Origin of the sequence: Brevibacillus sp. SKDU10, assembly GCF_001645205.1 — a bacterium.
In the GTDB taxonomy this organism is placed as follows: Bacteria; Bacillota; Bacilli; order Brevibacillales; family Brevibacillaceae; genus Brevibacillus_B; species Brevibacillus_B halotolerans.
The window spans coordinates 14,833-32,150 of the sequence record NZ_LSSO01000146.1; the positions used below are offsets into that span (position 1 = coordinate 14,833).

18 protein-coding genes and 1 riboswitch are annotated in these 17,318 nt (G+C 39.5%); of the genes, 3 read left to right on the plus strand and 15 right to left on the minus strand.

Annotated elements, in window-relative coordinates:
- Window positions 1-7: 7 nt before the first annotated feature.
- From eutL to AYJ08_RS10020, 12 genes are all read right to left on the minus strand, one after another.
- The gene (gene eutL, locus AYJ08_RS09965) at window positions 8-661 is read right to left on the minus strand and encodes an ethanolamine utilization microcompartment protein EutL (RefSeq protein WP_031415387.1); all 654 of its coding nucleotides are present in this window, start codon (window positions 659-661) and stop codon (window positions 8-10) included.
- A gap of 17 nt (window positions 662-678) precedes the next feature.
- On the minus strand, window positions 679-1,452 hold the full coding sequence (gene eutC / locus AYJ08_RS09970; protein ID WP_369799677.1) for an ethanolamine ammonia-lyase subunit EutC: 774 nt from the start codon (window positions 1,450-1,452) through the stop codon (window positions 679-681).
- A gap of 171 nt (window positions 1,453-1,623) precedes the next feature.
- Window positions 1,624-2,988, minus strand: coding sequence for an ethanolamine ammonia-lyase subunit EutB (locus tag AYJ08_RS09975; protein ID WP_003336173.1), 1,365 nt, complete (start codon window positions 2,986-2,988; stop codon window positions 1,624-1,626).
- A gap of 29 nt (window positions 2,989-3,017) precedes the next feature.
- Window positions 3,018-4,448 carry an ethanolamine ammonia-lyase reactivating factor EutA gene (gene eutA, locus AYJ08_RS09980; protein ID WP_064017596.1) on the minus strand — a complete coding sequence of 477 codons (1,431 nt, stop codon included), beginning with the start codon at window positions 4,446-4,448 and terminating at the stop codon, window positions 3,018-3,020.
- A gap of 128 nt (window positions 4,449-4,576) precedes the next feature.
- On the minus strand, window positions 4,577-5,998 hold the full coding sequence (locus AYJ08_RS09985; protein ID WP_231929081.1) for a sensor histidine kinase: 1,422 nt from the start codon (window positions 5,996-5,998) through the stop codon (window positions 4,577-4,579).
- Window positions 5,994-6,566: an ANTAR domain-containing response regulator gene (locus tag AYJ08_RS09990; RefSeq protein ID WP_031415392.1), complete on the minus strand. Its 573-nt coding sequence runs from the start codon at window positions 6,564-6,566 to the stop codon at window positions 5,994-5,996. Before AYJ08_RS09990 ends, AYJ08_RS09985 begins: the two co-directional genes overlap by 5 nt.
- A 46-nt stretch (window positions 6,567-6,612) precedes the next feature.
- Window positions 6,613-7,050, minus strand: coding sequence for a EutP/PduV family microcompartment system protein (locus tag AYJ08_RS09995; protein WP_064017598.1), 438 nt, complete (start codon window positions 7,048-7,050; stop codon window positions 6,613-6,615).
- A 2-nt stretch (window positions 7,051-7,052) separates the two neighbouring features.
- The gene (locus AYJ08_RS10000; protein WP_031415394.1) at window positions 7,053-7,406 is read right to left on the minus strand and encodes a BMC domain-containing protein; all 354 of its coding nucleotides are present in this window, start codon (window positions 7,404-7,406) and stop codon (window positions 7,053-7,055) included.
- A gap of 191 nt (window positions 7,407-7,597) precedes the next feature.
- Complete coding sequence (locus tag AYJ08_RS10005) at window positions 7,598-8,737, minus strand: 1-propanol dehydrogenase PduQ (RefSeq protein ID WP_064017599.1); 1,140 nt, start codon at window positions 8,735-8,737, stop codon at window positions 7,598-7,600.
- Window positions 8,738-9,005: 268 nt separating this feature from the next.
- On the minus strand, window positions 9,006-9,557 hold the full coding sequence (locus AYJ08_RS10010) for a hypothetical protein (protein ID WP_064017600.1): 552 nt from the start codon (window positions 9,555-9,557) through the stop codon (window positions 9,006-9,008).
- On the minus strand, window positions 9,547-9,942 hold the full coding sequence (locus AYJ08_RS10015) for a DUF4430 domain-containing protein (protein WP_064017601.1): 396 nt from the start codon (window positions 9,940-9,942) through the stop codon (window positions 9,547-9,549). Before AYJ08_RS10015 ends, AYJ08_RS10010 begins: the two co-directional genes overlap by 11 nt.
- 52 nt (window positions 9,943-9,994) lie before the next feature.
- Window positions 9,995-10,147, minus strand: a riboswitch (adenosylcobalamin (AdoCbl) riboswitch).
- Window positions 10,148-10,243: 96 nt separating this feature from the next.
- Window positions 10,244-11,674 (minus strand): NAD(P)/FAD-dependent oxidoreductase, encoded by a 1,431-nt coding sequence (locus tag AYJ08_RS10020; protein ID WP_064017602.1) that lies wholly within the window; start codon window positions 11,672-11,674, stop codon window positions 10,244-10,246.
- Between the two features lie 255 nt (window positions 11,675-11,929).
- On the opposite strand from AYJ08_RS10020, the gene AYJ08_RS10025 reads away from it, so the two are divergent.
- Entirely contained in the window at window positions 11,930-12,727 is a 798-nt protein-coding gene (locus AYJ08_RS10025; protein ID WP_082890916.1) for an ABC transporter ATP-binding protein, read from the plus strand.
- Window positions 12,728-12,898: 171 nt separating this feature from the next.
- On the opposite strand, the gene AYJ08_RS10030 is transcribed toward AYJ08_RS10025, so the two are convergent.
- On the minus strand, window positions 12,899-13,174 hold the full coding sequence (locus tag AYJ08_RS10030) for a hypothetical protein (RefSeq protein WP_157452847.1): 276 nt from the start codon (window positions 13,172-13,174) through the stop codon (window positions 12,899-12,901).
- 56 nt (window positions 13,175-13,230) lie between these two features.
- Here AYJ08_RS10030 and AYJ08_RS10035 point away from each other — a divergent pair, with 56 nt between their 5' ends.
- Together AYJ08_RS10035 and AYJ08_RS10040 are read left to right on the plus strand one after the other, a co-directional pair.
- Window positions 13,231-13,917: a queuosine precursor transporter gene (locus AYJ08_RS10035; protein WP_064017604.1), complete on the plus strand. Its 687-nt coding sequence runs from the start codon at window positions 13,231-13,233 to the stop codon at window positions 13,915-13,917.
- 127 nt (window positions 13,918-14,044) lie between these two features.
- On the plus strand, window positions 14,045-14,839 hold the full coding sequence (locus AYJ08_RS10040; RefSeq protein WP_064017605.1) for a class I SAM-dependent methyltransferase: 795 nt from the start codon (window positions 14,045-14,047) through the stop codon (window positions 14,837-14,839).
- A gap of 635 nt (window positions 14,840-15,474) precedes the next feature.
- Here the strand turns inward: AYJ08_RS10040 and AYJ08_RS10045 are convergent.
- Both AYJ08_RS10045 and AYJ08_RS10050 read right to left on the minus strand, forming a co-directional pair.
- On the minus strand, window positions 15,475-16,596 hold the full coding sequence (locus AYJ08_RS10045) for a sensor histidine kinase (protein WP_064017606.1): 1,122 nt from the start codon (window positions 16,594-16,596) through the stop codon (window positions 15,475-15,477).
- Window positions 16,589-17,284 (minus strand): response regulator transcription factor, encoded by a 696-nt coding sequence (locus tag AYJ08_RS10050; protein WP_064017607.1) that lies wholly within the window; start codon window positions 17,282-17,284, stop codon window positions 16,589-16,591. Before AYJ08_RS10050 ends, AYJ08_RS10045 begins: the two co-directional genes overlap by 8 nt.
- Window positions 17,285-17,318: the final 34 nt, after the last annotated feature.

The window sequence follows — 17,318 nt, forward strand, 5'->3', positions numbered from 1 at the left end:
TTATTCCTTAGTAACTGGTAGGGTTGTCAGCCACAAATTGAACGGCTGCTGCAAATGCATCACATGCTGCTCTGCATGCAGATTGACTACCCGTTAGTAAGGCACCACCAAAGTTGGTTTCAGATGGAGGTCCAAAGAAAGCTCCAATGCTCACATCGGCTGCTTTGAGCGCTGCATCAAGTGCGTACATTGCTTCGAGAGGAGGTGCAATCAAATAGGCAATCGCTTCGCCCTCATTTATATTAGCTACTTGAGACAAATAGCTACCTGTACGGGAAACACAATGTGCGAAATACGTAATGGAGTTATCGTCATTAGCACCTACGAAATGTGCTGAGTCTTCGATATAGCTGATAGCAGCGCTAAGTCCACTTTTCACTTCCGCTGGGCTTGGACCTGCAATGATTCCAATTACCTCACCAGCTAGTTTGGTTGATGCATTAGCTGATCCTGCATACATACTTTTTGCATAAACAACATCTACCTCGGCTGCTTTGGTTGCTTCGTCTAATGCTGTATATGTCACATCATCAATATCAACTGTGATGATTCCCAAGCTTTTGTGATGCGGTTTTAATTCTAGCTTCTCAGCCATATCAGGACTCACGTTGGAGATCAACTTGGTTCCTAATACTTTTGCATAGATAGGCTCGTTTCTCATCAGACTTCCTCCCTTTCCTACAATTTCAAATCAATACCAGAAGCTTTTTTCTCAATCATGGTTTTGATTAGCTCTGCAATATGAGCCCCAGCTTCTACGGCTGGTGTACCACCTTGGTGAATATTAGAGATAACTGTTCTTTTTGCTTCTGGCATACCAACTGTTGGCTTATAAGCAACATAAGCACTCATTGATTCTGCTGTAACTAGACCAGGTCTCTCCCCTACTAGCAGACATACAACATCTGCTCCGGTAATATCACCGATGACATCCATGGACGGTACACGGCAATGTTTTACGAATAAAATATTGCCCAATTCGATTCCATACATTTTTAAACCTTGAGTAATGGATGGTAAAATGTCTCGAAGATTAGCTTCAATTGCAGCAGAGCTTAATCCATCCCCTACAACCAATTGAACCTTCGCAAATTGTGTTGTGTTCTGTTTTACATATTGAATGGTTTCTGGAGATAGCTGACGGCCTAAATCTGGTCGAGTGATATATTCGTCTTTGTCTTTGCAAAGCGTTTCAATCGATACCAAATTCATTTCTTTTACAAATTCTTCAGGAACATAGGAGAAAACTGCATCCTGTGCCGCTGCATGGTCCGCACGAAAACGTAAGGAGGTAGATGTTTTGTAACGCGGGCCTGCTCTCCAAATCCCTAAACGAGCAGGAGTTCTTTCTTTCATTTTCAGATACCCTTCTCTATCCTCAGGGTCTGGAATTAAAAGCTGCCCTTTAATGTCAATCTCTGTGATGTCGTCTAGGCATTCATCACTGATCATAGATTCCTCTTGATGTTGTTGAGCACTTGCTGCAATTGCTTGAGTAACCATTTCCTGTGATACTACATCCTGTGTAGCTGCTGCCTCTTTCGGGCTGTCCATCATTTGAGATAGAATGCTTTCAATCATGGATTTTAGTTCTTTTTCGTTCACTGTTGTTTCCTCCTTTCTCTACTTTAAGAACACAGAAGCGTCTCCGGCTTTTTTCGTAAGTTTTCCATTTTCAATGAAGCCCATTTTTTCCATCCATTGTTCGAATTCTTTAATTGGAGTCAAGCCTAACAGCTCACGCAATGTAGCTGTATCGTGGTATCCAGTCGTTTGATAGTTCAACATTACGTCGTCACCATGAGGGATACCCATGAAGAAGTTACATCCAGCAGCCGACAATAATACTGCTAGGTTTTCAATATCATTTTGGTCCGCTTTCATATGGTTGGTGTAACAAGCATCGCATCCCATTGGAATACCTGTTAATTTACCCATGAAGTGATCCTCAAGACCTGCACGAATAACCTGTTTTGAGTTGTAGAGATATTCAGGTCCGATGAAGCCAACAACTGTATTTACAAGGAATGGACTAAACTTCTTAGCAAAACCATAGCAACGCGCTTCCATTGTTACTTGGTCCACTCCATGATGAGCTTCAGAAGACAATTCGGAACCTTGTCCAGTTTCAAAATACATTACGTTTGGACCAGTAGCTGTACCTTCATGCAAAGCTAAGTGTTGTGCTTCTGCAATTGTTGCAGCATTAAAACCAAATGCTTCGTTTCCTTTTTCAGAACCTGCGATTGATTGGAAAATCAAATCTGTAGGAGCACCCTGACGAATAGCATCCATTTGTGTCGTTACGTGAGCTAATACGCAAGTTTGGGTAGGAATTTCCCATTTTTGCTTGAACTCTTCAAATCTTTTTAAGACACGAGCAACGCTTTCAGTGGAGTCATCTACCGGGTTCAAACCAAGTACCGCATCACCAATACCGTAGGTTAAGCCTTCCATTAAGGATGCTGTAATACCGTCTGGATCATCAGTTGGATGGTTAGGCTGTAGACGAGCAGATAGCGTTCCTGCGCGACCAATTGTTGTATTCGCATGAGCAGTAATGCGGATCTTTTTTGCTCCGTAAATCAAGTCAAGGTTGGACATGATTTTTGCTACTGCTGCGATCATCTCAGAAGTCAAACCTCTGGAAATGCGTTTGATGTCAGACTCTTTTGTGTTCTCATTTAGAATCCACTCGCGCAATTCTTCAACTGTCCAGTTTTTAATTTCAGCGTAAATTTTTTCGTTCACTTGATCCTGAATGATGCGTGTTACTTCATCCTTTTCATAAGGAACAACTGGGTTGTTACGCAAATCGGCTAATGTCAGTTGGGCTAGAACAACCTTAGCAGCAACGCGTTCTTCAGCAGAAGTAGCAGCAACACCGGCTAATGTATCCCCAGATTTTACTTCATTCGCTTTTGCTAGAACTTCGATGATGGATGAAAATTGATACATCCGACCAAATAATTTCGTCTTTAAGATCACAAAAGCTCCTCCTCTCATTTGTACATCTCTTAGTTGAATACGAGTGTTTTGATCACTACAGGTAATACCTTTCCATCGGCAATTGGTTTCCCAATGTCAATGTAATCGCCATTGTCTACCTGAATACTATCGATGCACACAACATCTTTTTTGTAGTCGAGTAGGGCATACAGGGTTTGTCCTAGTACCTTCGCCATGTCATGGTGAACAATCACTATGAATGGATACTCTCTTTCAAGTAGCTCTGCCATCCCCTTTTGTATTCCTTTAGCGTATATCTGAATTTCGGGGAAGCTAGGATTCTTTTTCCCTTCAATGGCAATCGCTACTTTTTGTAGATCATTATCTACTTTGAACCACTCTAATTTTTCACGAATGGCCTGTGCTAGCTTCTCTTCGTCTCCCGATTCGTCCGCGATCGAAACTTTTAGAATCGGTACGTTTTTAATCGGAAACGATTCATCTGTATAAGTGATCGTACTACCACTTATTTCAGTCGTATGAGAACCAGCACCAACAACTGTTGCGCGAATTGTCTCTACAGAATGAAAGACTTTCATCTGTGTCATCAGTGGAGAAGCAGCAATCGCTCTTCCTAGCAGGATGCCGATATCTCCGTAATGGAACACATCCTTCTCTTCATGCTGGTAGATATAATCGGCTACGCCACCTGAAAAGGAAATGCATGAAATCGGTTTGTCTAGTTTTAAACCTCTATGAGTGAGAATCGTTTCATAGAAATCACTTTTTTCTTTTAGACCCACACTTTCTTCTAGTAGCCAAACCATTTCTTGGATGATTGGTTGCAACTTCTCTGGTGTAGCGGTTTGTCCTAGCTGTATGTCGTATCCTCTTCTTTGAATCAACATATTGATTTTAGGTGCGATATAGATGATTTCATGAGTCACGGGATTTACCTTGATCAATCGTCCACCAATATCTAAACAACCCGTATCCTGTGATTCTCCGTGGCTAAATACCGCTAAATTACTAGTACCGCCACCAATGTCAATGTTAACAATTGAAGTAGAATGCTCCTTCGAATACGTATGTGCCCCTGCTCCTTTAGCAGCAATAAGGCTTTCAAGATCAGGACCAGCTGTTGCAACAACGAAATCACCAGCAAAGCCGCTTAAGGTAAGTAATACCTCGTTTGCATTCTCTTTTCGTGCCGTCTCGCCGGTTATAATCACGGCGCCAGTTTGAATCTCTTCTTTTTTAATGCCAGCTTTTTCATACTGCTCCTGTACAAACAGCTTAATTTGTTGAACATCAATTCTGTTTGCAGAGAGCAACGGTGTGAAGCAAATATCACTTCGGTATATCACTTCTTTATTGGTGATGACGATACGTGGAACAGAAAACGTTGAGGCCAAGTTTTGAATATATAGCTTAGAAAACACTATTTGGGTTGTTGATGTTCCCATATCGATACCTACGCTTAGCAATTCCTCTTTCATTTTGTCACCCCCTTATAGCTAGTAGAAAAAAGAAAAGAGGCTTAAAGTTACATACATCCCCATCTACCAGGAATATATAACCTTAAGCCTCTTTGCTTATTTCATACTACGTCTTTGTAGTATCATTATTAAATTTTGAAAGAAAAAGTAACAGATGTTCCATTTTCGCTAGAAGCAATTTTCATGCTCCCTTTTAGTTTATCTTTAACATAGCTTGTTACAATAGATAAACCTAGGCTTTCTTGTGAACATTTATCAACCTTGAAACCTTTTCCATTATCCACCACTTCAAGGGTAGCATACTTCCCTTCGACACAAAGGGAAACCCTTACAATTCCCTCCTCACAATCGGAGAAGGCATGCTCGTAGCAATTCTGTAGTAGCTCATTGATAATAAGAGCTATAGCAACTGTACGATTACTATCTATACAAATTTTTTGATTGGCTTCAATGCGTATATCAATCTTCTTACAATTAACAAAGCAACGTTGAATATTCGCTGCGATTAGCTCAATAACCTCAAGCAAATCTACGTTAGCTTCTATTTGTGTAGAAAGCAGTTCATGCGTGGCAGCGATAGCTAATACTCTGCTAACGCTCTCATTCAGACATTTCTTTGCTTCTTCACTCTCACATTGTCTAGATTGAATACGCAGTAAGGAAGCTACGGTTTGCAAATTATTTTTAACACGATGGTGAATCTCACGAATAGCCACGGATTTTGAGATAATTTCAGCTTCTTTATCTTTAATTTCCGTTACGTCATGCAAAATAACGACTAAACGTAAATCACGCTCATCAATCAACAATCTTTTTACCTGAAAGAAATACTTAGCAACATGTACATCTTTCTGGAATTGAGTCAGTTGGGTTTCATCAAATTCTCTCATTACCTCGACAAACAAGGTTTGATCTAGCGAGAGATTATCGTAATGTAAACCCTGTATATCTTCTAAATACCCCAGATTTTTATATTGTCTATCCGCTTTGCTATTCTTGAGTTTTAAAAAACCATCTTTATCAAAGATTAAAATAGCGTCATCTAGCTGATTGATAACGGATTCATTAAAACGGATCATAGCTGTTACGGTAGATGCTATATCTTCGTACTGGGAATCATTTTTCGTTACTTTAAAGTTCGCATTGACGTCTTCGCTTACATCTTTTTCATAGATAAGCACGGCGATGACTTTTCCATCTAAATGAATGGGATATACCGTTTGTCGAACCAATTGGTTCTCTTGGGTTTTTGCAACAAGACCCACTGACATAACCCCAGTCTCTAGCGTCCGGAGTACACCAGGCTCATTTTCTCTTAAAGCAACCTCCCCAACCACTGGACATTGATATAGAGACTGTGCAATCCCATGAGTTTGATGGTAGACAACGATCGCTTCGTTCGTCACTTTCGAAAGGACATCGATAAAAAGATCCCTTCCCTCTTGCAAATCAAATAATTCGTTAGAATGAGCTACTTCAATGATTTTCTGAATTTCAGCATCAGATAAATGAGTATGTTTTTTACACAATTGTGTAATTGTCTCTTTAATCATAGGAAATCACGATTGTGGTAGCGATTTCAATCATAGGACATCGTTTATCCATACTCAATTTACGAATGGTCTGATATGCTTCTTCTTCAGAAAACCCATTTTCTTTCATCAAAATACCTTTTGCCTTCTCAATTGCAATTCGTTCTTCTAGCTTTTGAGAGACTTTTGTATAGTTTTTTTCGAGCTTGCGAAATTCTTTTCCCTTGGCGATGGTTACTTCCACCATCGGAATGAAAGACTTTTCATCAAGGGGTTTTACTAGATAACCCAAAGCACCAATACTAGAAGCCTTTTCGACACTTTCTTTATCACTAAAGGCTGTCAGCAAAACGACGCCACCAGCTAATTGCTCTGAAAGGATTCTTTTTCCCGCTTTTAATCCATCTAGGATAGGCATCTGAATGTCCATAATCACTAGATCAGGCAAATGCTTTTTACATAACTCAATGGCTTCAAAACCGTCTGAAGCTTCCCCTACCACATTGTAGTTCGCTTCTTTTAAAATCTCACGAATATCCATTCTTGTAATAGGCTCATCATCGACTACTACAATTTTTCCATTCATGGGTACCACACCTCATTGTCTAAGCAAAATAAATACTTCCCAAATCTTATTCATCAGCACTTAGATAGCTTTGCAGCTCTTCTATACCGATGTTTTCAGTAGAAGAAATCTCGAAAATTGTCGATGCTCCAGCCGCTAGCAAATATTCTCGGGCTTTTTTCACATCCTCCGCATTTTTGGCAATGTCTACTTTTGTAATGATACCAATAACAGGCTTTGCAAATACAGAGCCAAAAGAAGGTGGAAAATAACAATCTTCATTTGTGCAATCTTGCACAAGGCCAATGACATCCGCATCGACACTTGTCACAAGCAACATTCTATATAAACCTCTATTTTCTATACATTCCCCAGGTGTATCAATGGCTTGATCGAAGGTTTCTATGGCTTGTGTTTTCTTATAGGCGATCACATGTCCGTGAAGTCGCTGGCATAAAGTGGTCTTCCCACATCCTGTATTACCGGTCAGAATAATTTTTTTCATAACTACGTTCTCGTTATCTTCGTAGCTGAAAATCCTAAAATATCCTGCAAGCCAAGCAACACTTCATTTAGCGCGGATTCCACAGAGGATACATCACCTGTAATTACCACTGATCCACTAAAACGATCTACAAAGCCGATTAGCACTCCAGCAGCTTTCGTTGCTATGTCAGCAGCGATAATCGAGGCTTCACTTGGGGTAATGGTCAAAATACCAATTGCATCCTTCGTATCACTACCTAATCCTAGCTTTTTATAAATATCTGCATTCGGATTAGCTATGATATGAGCTAGTGTGACTTGTTTACCTGGTACATACTCCTGTATGACACGTTGTTTCTCATTGTTTTGGCTCATAAATCTCATCCCATCTGCTTTAAAAAACATTAAAAACACATAAAGGCCCCTTAAAAAATACGCATGGCAATTTTTAAGGAGCCTCTTCGCTCTCAACTGAAATTCGTAACACGTCGTTGTGTTAATTTCACTATATTTGAACTTGTAAACGATGTCAATACTTCATTAGACTAATTTCGACAAAATATTCGCTACTGAAACATTTTGTTCAAAATTCCAATAACATCTTCTTCCGTTGGTACACGTGGATTTGTTTTGGTACATCCATCCTTAAGCGCGCCTTCTGCGATCGCATTTCGCATTTCTTCTAGCTGCTTATATTCTATGCCGCAATCCCGCAAATTCGTTGGCATTTTCAATTGTTTTTGCAATTGCTTGATTGCATTAATTAAACTGCGCACTCCACTTCTTGTATTGCTTGCTGGAAGACCCAAGGTTTTAGCAATAGCTGCGTATCTTTTAGCGGTCGCCTGATTTTCTCTCCCACCATATCCTGTTCCACAATTCGCATTGAATTCGATGACATGTGGAAGCAGCAAGGAATTCATGCGACCATGAGGAATGTGGAACTTAGCTCCAGCTACATGGGCAATTCCGTGATTTAGACCCAGTGATGTAACATTAAAGGCCATCCCTGCAAGGCATGAAGCATTGTGCATTTTTTCACGTGCCTCTAAATCATTACCATCCTTGTATGCTCTTACTAAATATTCAAAGACAAGCTTCATCGCCTTTTCCGCAAGAGCATCAGAAATATCATTTGCTTTGGTAGACACAAACGCCTCGATGGCATGCGTCAAAACATCCATTCCCGTATCGGCTGTAATAAAATCAGGAACACTTTTTACCAGCTCTGGGTCTAAAATAGCTTCTTCTGGCGTCATATCATTCGACACTAGAGGATACTTAATATTTTTTTGCTGATCACTAATAACAGAAAATGCGGTTACCTCTGATCCTGTTCCACTTGTTGTCGGAATCGCAATGAAAGGAAGGTCTTTTTGGTTCGACACTTGTTTCGCAAAATATTTCATTGCTTTCGCTGCATCGATAGCTGAGCCTCCTCCTAGTGCAACAATCGTATCCGTTTCAAACTCACTGAGGGCTTTCATTCCACTTACAACAACCTCGATTGGCGGGTCTGGAACGATATCACTAAAAACCATGTGCTTATTACTTTCGTCAATTTGGTCAATGACATGCTGAATCATTCCCGATTGAACCATAAAAGGGTCTGTGACAATAAAAATTCGTTTTTCTTTCAGATCCTGCAGACGATTTAAAGCGCCTTGTCCCATGTAAATATCTGTTTTAAAACTAACCTTATCCATGCTGACACCTCCATTTGGAATAAAAAAAGAGGCTTTTTAGAAGGGAGCATACCCTTTAAAAGCCTCTTTGCTATCTACATAAGTAACACGTCTTTGTGTAACCTGTATTCTGTTTTCTACCAATACTGTACTACTATATTTACCATATAGTCAACTATGTATTGATTGTTATTTTTAAAAACACTATACACGTCTTTGTGTATAAAAACCTTTTACGTCAAAGGTTTGATATGATTCGGCAAGCACTACTTTGTGCCTGTTCAGATTGTCAAGACTTAGCAAAATGTTGATTTATCAATTTGTTCAACAAAGGAAGTAAAAGAGGTGCGAGTACGAAATAAAAAACAAAATTCCCAATTGCATGCATCGTATCATAGGAGACTCCTGCTAGATAATAAGCAAGAAAATAAGATGAACCGTAAAGCGGTATCTGACAAAGAGAGTTAATAAACCCGTAAAGCATTCCTGTAAATCCGGCGTATATGGCCATCACGAACAAGGAAAGCTTTGGAAACACAGGACGTATAAATATGCCGGTTACCACGACAATTACACAGTACGCAACGATCTGCGGGATAATCCAAATCCCGATTCCCAGAACCATATTTGACAAAATCATCACAATTATCGCAAGCAACAAACCATATCGAAGTCCCATGAGAATTGTCATAAGAATGACAAATGTTGTCACGGGCTGTACGTTAGGTATGGACGACAGTGCAATCCGGCCAGCAACAGACAAGGCAGCTAAGATAGCTAGCAGCGTTATGCCTCTTACACTGGATAGGGGTGCTTTGTGTATTTGGTAGTTAGGAGGCATGTAAATCCCACTTAATGACATCGCCATCTTTGACTTTAAGATCCTTGGCTCCTGTAACCGCTGGTGCTCCGTTCACTTCGTATAGCCAATACTTTTTCTCTGCTGGATTTTGCTTCACATTCTCAATTGACGTGATAAATCCATTATCGTCTTCCACTTTAAAATTGGTTTTCATCAACTCATACAAGGTTTGATCCCCTTTGAATTGAATTGTTTTTTCAGCAATTTTGGTTTTGCCCTGATCGCTTGAAACTTCCACAACGATCTTGTTTTCAACCTTTTCTTCTGCTGCTGTGTTTTGTGCTGCATCATTATTTGAACAACCCACTACACTTACCATCGCAAGTGCAATAAGTAAGGCGATTTGACAAACTCTTCTTACCATATTCGCTCCTTTCTCCATTAAAAAAGTCTAGTGAGGCGGGAACATCACTAGACATGGACTAACCACTTTCGCCTCGAAATGGTTAGCCTTTCAGTAGTTTTTAGGCAAAAGACCTGACTTAAGACCGGAAAACAGTCTATCACAGTGGCGGGACCGCGTTGGATTTGCACCAAACTTCCATTGCCTAAAACTATTATTATTTACGTTAATGAGGTGTGACCCATTTGAAAATATTATAGCATAAGAAATGGACTTGACAATCATACTGTTGTGACAAAATATAGTTGTATTCTTCCATATTTTAAGACAGTTGACGTAAAATTCCCCGAGCAATATGAACGCCGCATGCTCCTGCTTGCGCAAGCCCTCGCGTTAACCCTGCTCCATCACCGCCTGCATATAAACCAATAATTTCTGTTTCAAAATGGGGATTCAAATATGGACGTGCTGAATAGAATTTCGCTTCTACTCCATAAAACATCGTGTGTTCACTTGCAATGCCCGGCGTAACATGATCGAGTGCCTCCACCATTTCAATTAAGCTTTTCATTGTATTATATGGTAATACTAAGCCGAGATCACCTGGTACGGCTTCTTTTAACGTTGGCTCAATAAATCCCTCTTTCAGTCGTTTTTCTGTAGATCGCCGACCACGTTTTATATCGCCAAAGCGCTGTACAATCACGGAGCCGTTAGAAAGATCATTCGCTCGCCTTGACACCTCTTTAGCGTATTCGTTTGGCTTATCAAATGGTTCTGTAAAGACATGAGACACAAGCAGAGCAAAGTTCGTGTTAGGGGACCCCAGCTTCTCATCCTTGTATGCATGCCCGTTAGCCGCCATCACGCCGCTGTGATTTTCTACAACTACATGACCGCTTGGGTTGGAACAAAAGCTTCGCACAATTTGATCCGTAGAAGATTTGAACAAGAACTTCCCTTCATATAGATGCTTATTGATTTCTTCCATGACTACATTGGTCGTTTCTACACGAACCCCCACATCTACTTGATTGTTACTCAATCGCAGACCCTGTTTTTTCAAAATCTCGCCGAACCATTGCGAGCCGTCTCGGCCAGGAGCAATAACGATTTTGTTCGCTCGGTACTCCTGACCCTTTTTACAGGTAATTCCGCGAATTTCTTTACCATTTTCCGTTTTCTCAACAATGATATCTTCCACTTCCTGCTTAAACATCATTGTGATTTTTGGTTCTAGCTCTTCGCAGATACTTTTCAAAATCTCTAAGTTTTGTTCCGTACCTAAATGGCGGACATTTGCACGCAGTAGTTTCAGTCCAACGGCTTGCCCCTTACGTTCTATATCACGGACTGCCTCCGTAGTTGGATCGGTTATATTGGAGGTTGCTCCGTGTTTTAAATTAATATCATCAACATATTTAATCAGTTCAAGCACTTCAGAAGGTGCTAAATAATCGGTCATCCAGCCACCGAATTCTGTCGTGATGTTAAATTTTCCATCTGAATAAGCTCCTGCTCCACCAAATCCGTTGGTAATTGAGCAGGCTGGCAAGCAACCACTAAAATCCTTTCGACCTGCTGGAGGCGGACATTTACTGATTTTTTTCTCAAGGATGGGACAGCGACGCGAGTAAATATTATGTCCTTTCTCAATCAACAGGATCTGTAAATCAGGTTTTTTATGGATTAATTCATATGCCGTAAAAATTCCTGCTGGACCAGCTCCGACAATGATAACATCATAATTCATAGATGTTGCCCCCTTGAAAATGTTAGGAAATTACAAGCCTTATTGATTATAACATTGCTTCTTAAATAATCAAGAAATAATCCGAACATTTTTATATAATATTTATTTTTTGTTCGTATTATTGATTTGTAATTGTTGTTGAGAAAAAATATAATTAAACGATATTTCCTTCTTAATCCTTTCATTTCTAGATTGATATATAAGACAGAAAATTAGTACAATGATTAAAAAGACGAAAAAGGAGAGAACCTACTCGTGCATGCTGAACCAATTCTTACTTTAAACAAGGTAAGCTGGAAACGCGGTGATACACCTATTCTTAAAGAAATAAGCTGGAACATTCATTCTCAAGAGCATTGGTGTCTACTCGGTCTAAATGGATCAGGTAAATCAACCATCCTACAGCTTCTAAACGGTTATATTTGGCCTACTTCTGGAGAAATTGAGGTTCTTGGGAAAAAATTCGGTACCTATGACTTGCGACAGTTACGCAAAGAAATCGGCCTTGTCAGTAGTTCTCTGCAACAACAGCTTCGAGGCGGCGATACCGCGCTAGATATTGTATTATCTGGTAAACACGCTTCTTTAAGCCTTTACGAGCCAAAGATTCAAGAAGAGATAGAGCAGGCAAAAGCTCTATTAGAACAATTTGGTTGCACTCATTTAGAGCATCGTCCCTATCAGGTTTTGTCACAAGGGGAACGTCAGCGTATTTTATTAGCCCGTGCCCTAATGGCATCCCCACGATTGTTGATTTTAGATGAGCCTACAACGGGTCTTGATTTTATAGCTCGTGAACAATTATTACTGTACGTTGAAACAATGGCGAAACAGCCTAATTCTCCCACCATTATCTACGTCACCCATCATATAGAAGAAATTTTGCCTTGCTTTACTCATACGCTCTTACTCAAGGATGGCAGCATTTTTGATTCTGGTCAGACACAAGACATGCTTGTTCCAGAGCTTTTATCCCGTTTCTTTGGGATCGAGATTCAGCTTGAACACGTTATGGGCCGACATTGGTTGTTTTGTAAAGAACCTGTCGGCTAGCGTCCTTGATGAGTTGTATCTATTCAAATAGAAAATTTTATAGAAAAAAAGAAAAAGATATCCATATAAGTAAGCAGATTTATAATAGAATTACAAAAACAAAGGATTGATTTTATGATGTGTAGGAATTAAAACAAAACGTAAACAAAGAGACTGAATGTAAGAAGATCCTCAAGCAGCTATATCGAAAATATTATATAGCTGAGAATTCGGAGTGGGTCGATGAGATTTTACATCTGATTCTTTAAGCATATTCCATATAGGGCAGCTATTTGCTGCTCTTTTTTGCATTGGGAGAAAGAGAATTCTTTTTACTTGGCTTGTTTTTTCTAAAAAATTTTTTTGATTGCTGGTTAAATGATCCTCCTCCATCAAAGAATAACTATTGATGTGGAAAAAAGCATTGAACCACAGGGTGAAGCTTGTTACAATGAGTCCTTGTAACAACTTCATACACTCTTCGCGGTTCGAGATCTCCCGCGTTATCAAAACTAGGAGGATACATGTTTAATTTATGGTTTGGGATCGGCTTTGTGCTGGTCAATTTTGTCTTATTCTTATTATGCTATCGTTTTTTTGGCAAAGTAGGCTTGTATGCTTGGATTGGATTTGCTACCGTGCTGGCCAACATTCAAGTAGTGAAAATCGTTGAGCTGTTTGGTTTTGCCATGACGCTTGGAAATACGATGTATGCAACCATCTATCTATGCAGTGACCTGCTCAATGAAAAATATGGGCAAGAGCAAGCGAAAAAAGCTGTCTGGTTTGGCTTCTTCACGCTAATTACCACAACCATTATCATGAAGATGGCCCTTACATTTGTACCTCATCCTGATGAGCTGGCGAAGCAGGATGCCTTAGCCATGATTTTTGGCTTTATGCCTAGATTGGTAGTTGCTAGTTTAACGTCATATTTTATTAGTCAGTTTTTAGATGTCCGTATTTATACTTTCTTAAAGAAGGTATGTCCGAAACCAAATCAATTATGGATTCGAAATAACGGAAGCACTTTAATTAGCCAATTAGTTGATACCGTACTCTTCTGCACCATTGCTTTTTTAGGGGTACTGCCTATGGATACTTGGTTTGACATTTTACTCACAACCTATCTGATTAAATTCGTGGTTTCGGCTGCTTCTACACCGATTTTATATATTGCACGTAACTTTACGTTTACCAAAGAAAGCTAAGTATTCATTACTAGCTATCCTCTGAAAATCAAAAGTCCGTTTGTACATGAAAATTCGTGTGGCAAGCGGACTTTTGATTTAACCAATGAAATGTTATAATTTTCTGATAAGAGGAGGCAGTATTAGTATGCTTGGCTTTTATAACCGTTTATCTTCAGAAGTATATGATTTGGATAAACCAATTGGACATTCATTTGGTGATGTAGAATTTTATAAACAACGATTACTCCTATATAAAGGAAAAATCCTTGAACCTGCTGTAGGTACAGGTCGGATACTTATTCCACTCTTGGAAAGTGGTTTACAGGTAGAAGGATATGACAGCTCCCCAGAAATGCTTCGAATCTGCCAGAATAACTGCCAAAAAAAGGGGGTTTCTCCAGCCCTGATTGAAGCAACGATGGAAACTTATTTATCACCTACCCTGTATCAGGCCATTATCATACCTGCTGGAACATTTTTACTGATTCATGAGAGAGAAGCATCCATCAAAGCCTTACAAAATTTTTATCACAGTCTGGAAAACGGCGGAAAATTAATCATTGATCTATTTTTACAAAAAGAGTTCAGCTTTGGTACAACCTCAACAAGAACATGGACATGTGATAACGCTGATGTGATCACATATCAAGATACTTTAGTTGAAGTAGATTATATTAATCAATATAGTATTTCTTACGGCAGATATGAAAAATGGCGTAATGGAACTCTAGTTGAAACTGAGTTAGAACGTTTTCCCCTACGTTGGTACGGCGTAGAGGAATTTAGAATGATTCTTGAAAAAATTGGATTTCAGCAGATTATCATTTCCGCTGATTATCAGTTCCAGGCATATCCAACCAACACAACAAAAATCATTACCTTTGAAGCGATTGCTAACAAGACGGGAAAAGCTGACAAGAATGACAAAACTGGTGAGTGAAGCTAGGCTGAATAAACACAAGCATTACGTGCAGGATTTATTCGCGGCCCTATGAACGGAAGGGTGGTTCTAAGGTTTATTAAAGTAGATAAATATTCGTTGTGTTCCTATTTCATTGCTTTGGGTATAGTCGTTTATTTTGATCGTTTACTACGAAACTCGTTCGATAGCATTTATATTCTCTTGCTTATCGAATTAGCTCTGTTATATGTATTATTTCAATTAGCGGATGCATTCATCGCCCCGTTGATTCAAAAAATTTGTACTAGATATCATATTCATGTGCTAGTGATTTATATCGTTTATTTTCTGTTTTTCACATTTGCTATCAGCTATGACATGTAACATTTCGTTATTAGGAAAGCGACCGTTCGAATCCTCCATATCGGACGGTTCTTTGCCTTTACCGTTTCGGCCAGAGGATATGAATCGACCTCATATTTTTCACAATTGATACTATCCTTTTTGTGTAATCCGTATCCTGAATGATCGTTGTATATCCAAGCAACCAAACTATGATAATAACTAAAAAACCCCACTTCTTCATCCACAGCTTCCCCTTTCATCCTATAGGATAGGGACCACTGTTTAAAAAATAAGCAGGGTAAATCTAAAATAATTCTTAATTAATTCGGTTAGTCTTTAAAATCTTGGGTCTTTTGATGAAAATTCTGCGGTAAACGCACTTTAAAACATGTTTGGATCACATTACTTTCCACAGAAATAACACCATGATGCTGCTCTACAAGATTCTTCGCAATGAATAACCCCAGACCTGTGCTTCCTCCCTGATGAGTTCGTGCCTGGTCACCTGTATAGAACATTTCAAAAATGTGCGGCAGCTCTTCTGGAGGAATGCAATTTCCATAATTGACTATCTCTACTACCACATCCTCGACATCCAGATAACAACTAATATCTACAAACTGACCATCATTTCCATAACGAATGGCATTGGTCAAGAGATTTTCAAACACCCGCGCCAGCAGTTCCCCATCTCCCAAAATATTTAGCTGAGGCGTTACGTTCAGTCTTGCTACCAGTTGGTTTTTCTCAAAGGCAGGGTATAGTTCTTCTTTTAATTGCACGAGCAGTTCACTTAAATCGATTGGCTTCTTCTCAATGGGAAGCATTCCATAATTCATTCTCGTGATTTCAAATAATTCATCGATCAGCTTTTCTAAACGTTGAGACTTGGTAAAAGCAACGGCCATATAATGCCTGACTTGTTCTGGGGTCAAATGATCATCTTGTAGAATGAAATCTAAATACCCTATAACAGAAGTCAGCGGGGTGCGCAAATCATGGGCTAAATTCAATACTAGCTGGTCCTTGCTATTTTCTGCGAAATCTCCTCTTTCGACCGCTTTTTGCAACTTCTCACTCGCCAAATTAATATCTTTTGCAATATCGCCAAACTCATCATTCGAGGGAATATGAACCCTATTTGTGAAATTACCATTGGCAAGATGATGAATGCCATTGGAGATCTGTTGAAAGTAAGTGGCATAAGGCTTGGTCAGAAGAAAGAAAAACAAAATAGCAAGAGGGATAAAAATAAGCAGAAAAAAGTTGATATCCCCTATATCTCTGATGAAATAGCGAATCGTAGTTAGTGGGTTTTCGAACTTGACCTGAAAACGATAGTAAAGCTGAAGAGCTTTATAGAGTATGTAGGTAATCGTACCAGACAAGAGCATACTTAGACCTAATAACAGAATCATTTTAGAACGAAAGCTTCGTATCACTTTATCCATTGAACGAATATCCTACTCCCCAGACGGTTTTTATAAGTTTGTTTCGGTTTTTATCTTCTCCAAGTTTTTTCCGTAAGGTACGAATATGGACCATGACGGTATTCCCTCCCTCAAAGTATGCCTCGCCCCATACCTGTTGAAAAATATTTTCGGCACTATACACCTTCTTGGGATGACGAGCTAGCAAATACAAAATATCAAATTCCTTTGGCGTTAGCTCAATGGTTTTGCCGTAAAGGCTGACGGTTCGTTCCTCCGGATAAATGACTAAGCCCCCCGCCTCCACAACAGGTTTGTTCGCCGCTGCCAGTTGATTTAACTGCATGGAGCGCCTAAGCTGAGCATTTATTCGAGCAACCAGTTCCATAGGGTTAAATGGTTTGGTCATATAATCATCTGCACCCATTACTAATCCTGAGATTTTATCTAAGTCGGAATTTTTTGCACTTAAGAAAATAATCGGCATTGGATATTGTTCTCGAATAATTCTGGTTACTTCATACCCATTCAGCTTTGGCATCATAATATCCAAAATCGCCAGATCTATAGAATGGTTCTGAACCGCATGAATTGCTTCTTGCCCATCAGACACTTTAATGTAATGGTATCCCTCTTTTTTTACATGTAACGCTATCAGCTCTGCAATCTCCGCTTCATCATCAGCTATCAAAATAGTGATACGCTTCATTGTATCCACCCTCTACATAAAGTTAAAAACACTG

Coding starts and splice junctions, on each gene's coding strand:
- eutL (WP_031415387.1), bottom strand. CDS start 661: ATGAGAAACGAGCCTATCTATGCAAAAGTATTAGGAACCAAGTTGATC.
- AYJ08_RS10045 (WP_064017606.1), bottom strand. CDS start 16,596: ATGGATAAAGTGATACGAAGCTTTCGTTCTAAAATGATTCTGTTATTA.
- AYJ08_RS10005 (WP_064017599.1), bottom strand. CDS start 8,737: ATGGATAAGGTTAGTTTTAAAACAGATATTTACATGGGACAAGGCGCT.
- AYJ08_RS10035 (WP_064017604.1), top strand. CDS start 13,231: ATGTTTAATTTATGGTTTGGGATCGGCTTTGTGCTGGTCAATTTTGTC.
- AYJ08_RS10015 (WP_064017601.1), bottom strand. CDS start 9,942: ATGGTAAGAAGAGTTTGTCAAATCGCCTTACTTATTGCACTTGCGATG.
- AYJ08_RS10010 (WP_064017600.1), bottom strand. CDS start 9,557: ATGCCTCCTAACTACCAAATACACAAAGCACCCCTATCCAGTGTAAGA.
- AYJ08_RS09990 (WP_031415392.1), bottom strand. CDS start 6,566: ATGAATGGAAAAATTGTAGTAGTCGATGATGAGCCTATTACAAGAATG.
- AYJ08_RS10000 (WP_031415394.1), bottom strand. CDS start 7,406: ATGAGCCAAAACAATGAGAAACAACGTGTCATACAGGAGTATGTACCA.
- AYJ08_RS09995 (WP_064017598.1), bottom strand. CDS start 7,050: ATGAAAAAAATTATTCTGACCGGTAATACAGGATGTGGGAAGACCACT.
- AYJ08_RS10040 (WP_064017605.1), top strand. CDS start 14,045: ATGCTTGGCTTTTATAACCGTTTATCTTCAGAAGTATATGATTTGGAT.
- AYJ08_RS10050 (WP_064017607.1), bottom strand. CDS start 17,284: ATGAAGCGTATCACTATTTTGATAGCTGATGATGAAGCGGAGATTGCA.
- eutC (WP_369799677.1), bottom strand. CDS start 1,452: ATGATCAGTGATGAATGCCTAGACGACATCACAGAGATTGACATTAAA.
- eutA (WP_064017596.1), bottom strand. CDS start 4,448: ATGAAAGAGGAATTGCTAAGCGTAGGTATCGATATGGGAACATCAACA.
- AYJ08_RS10020 (WP_064017602.1), bottom strand. CDS start 11,674: ATGAATTATGATGTTATCATTGTCGGAGCTGGTCCAGCAGGAATTTTT.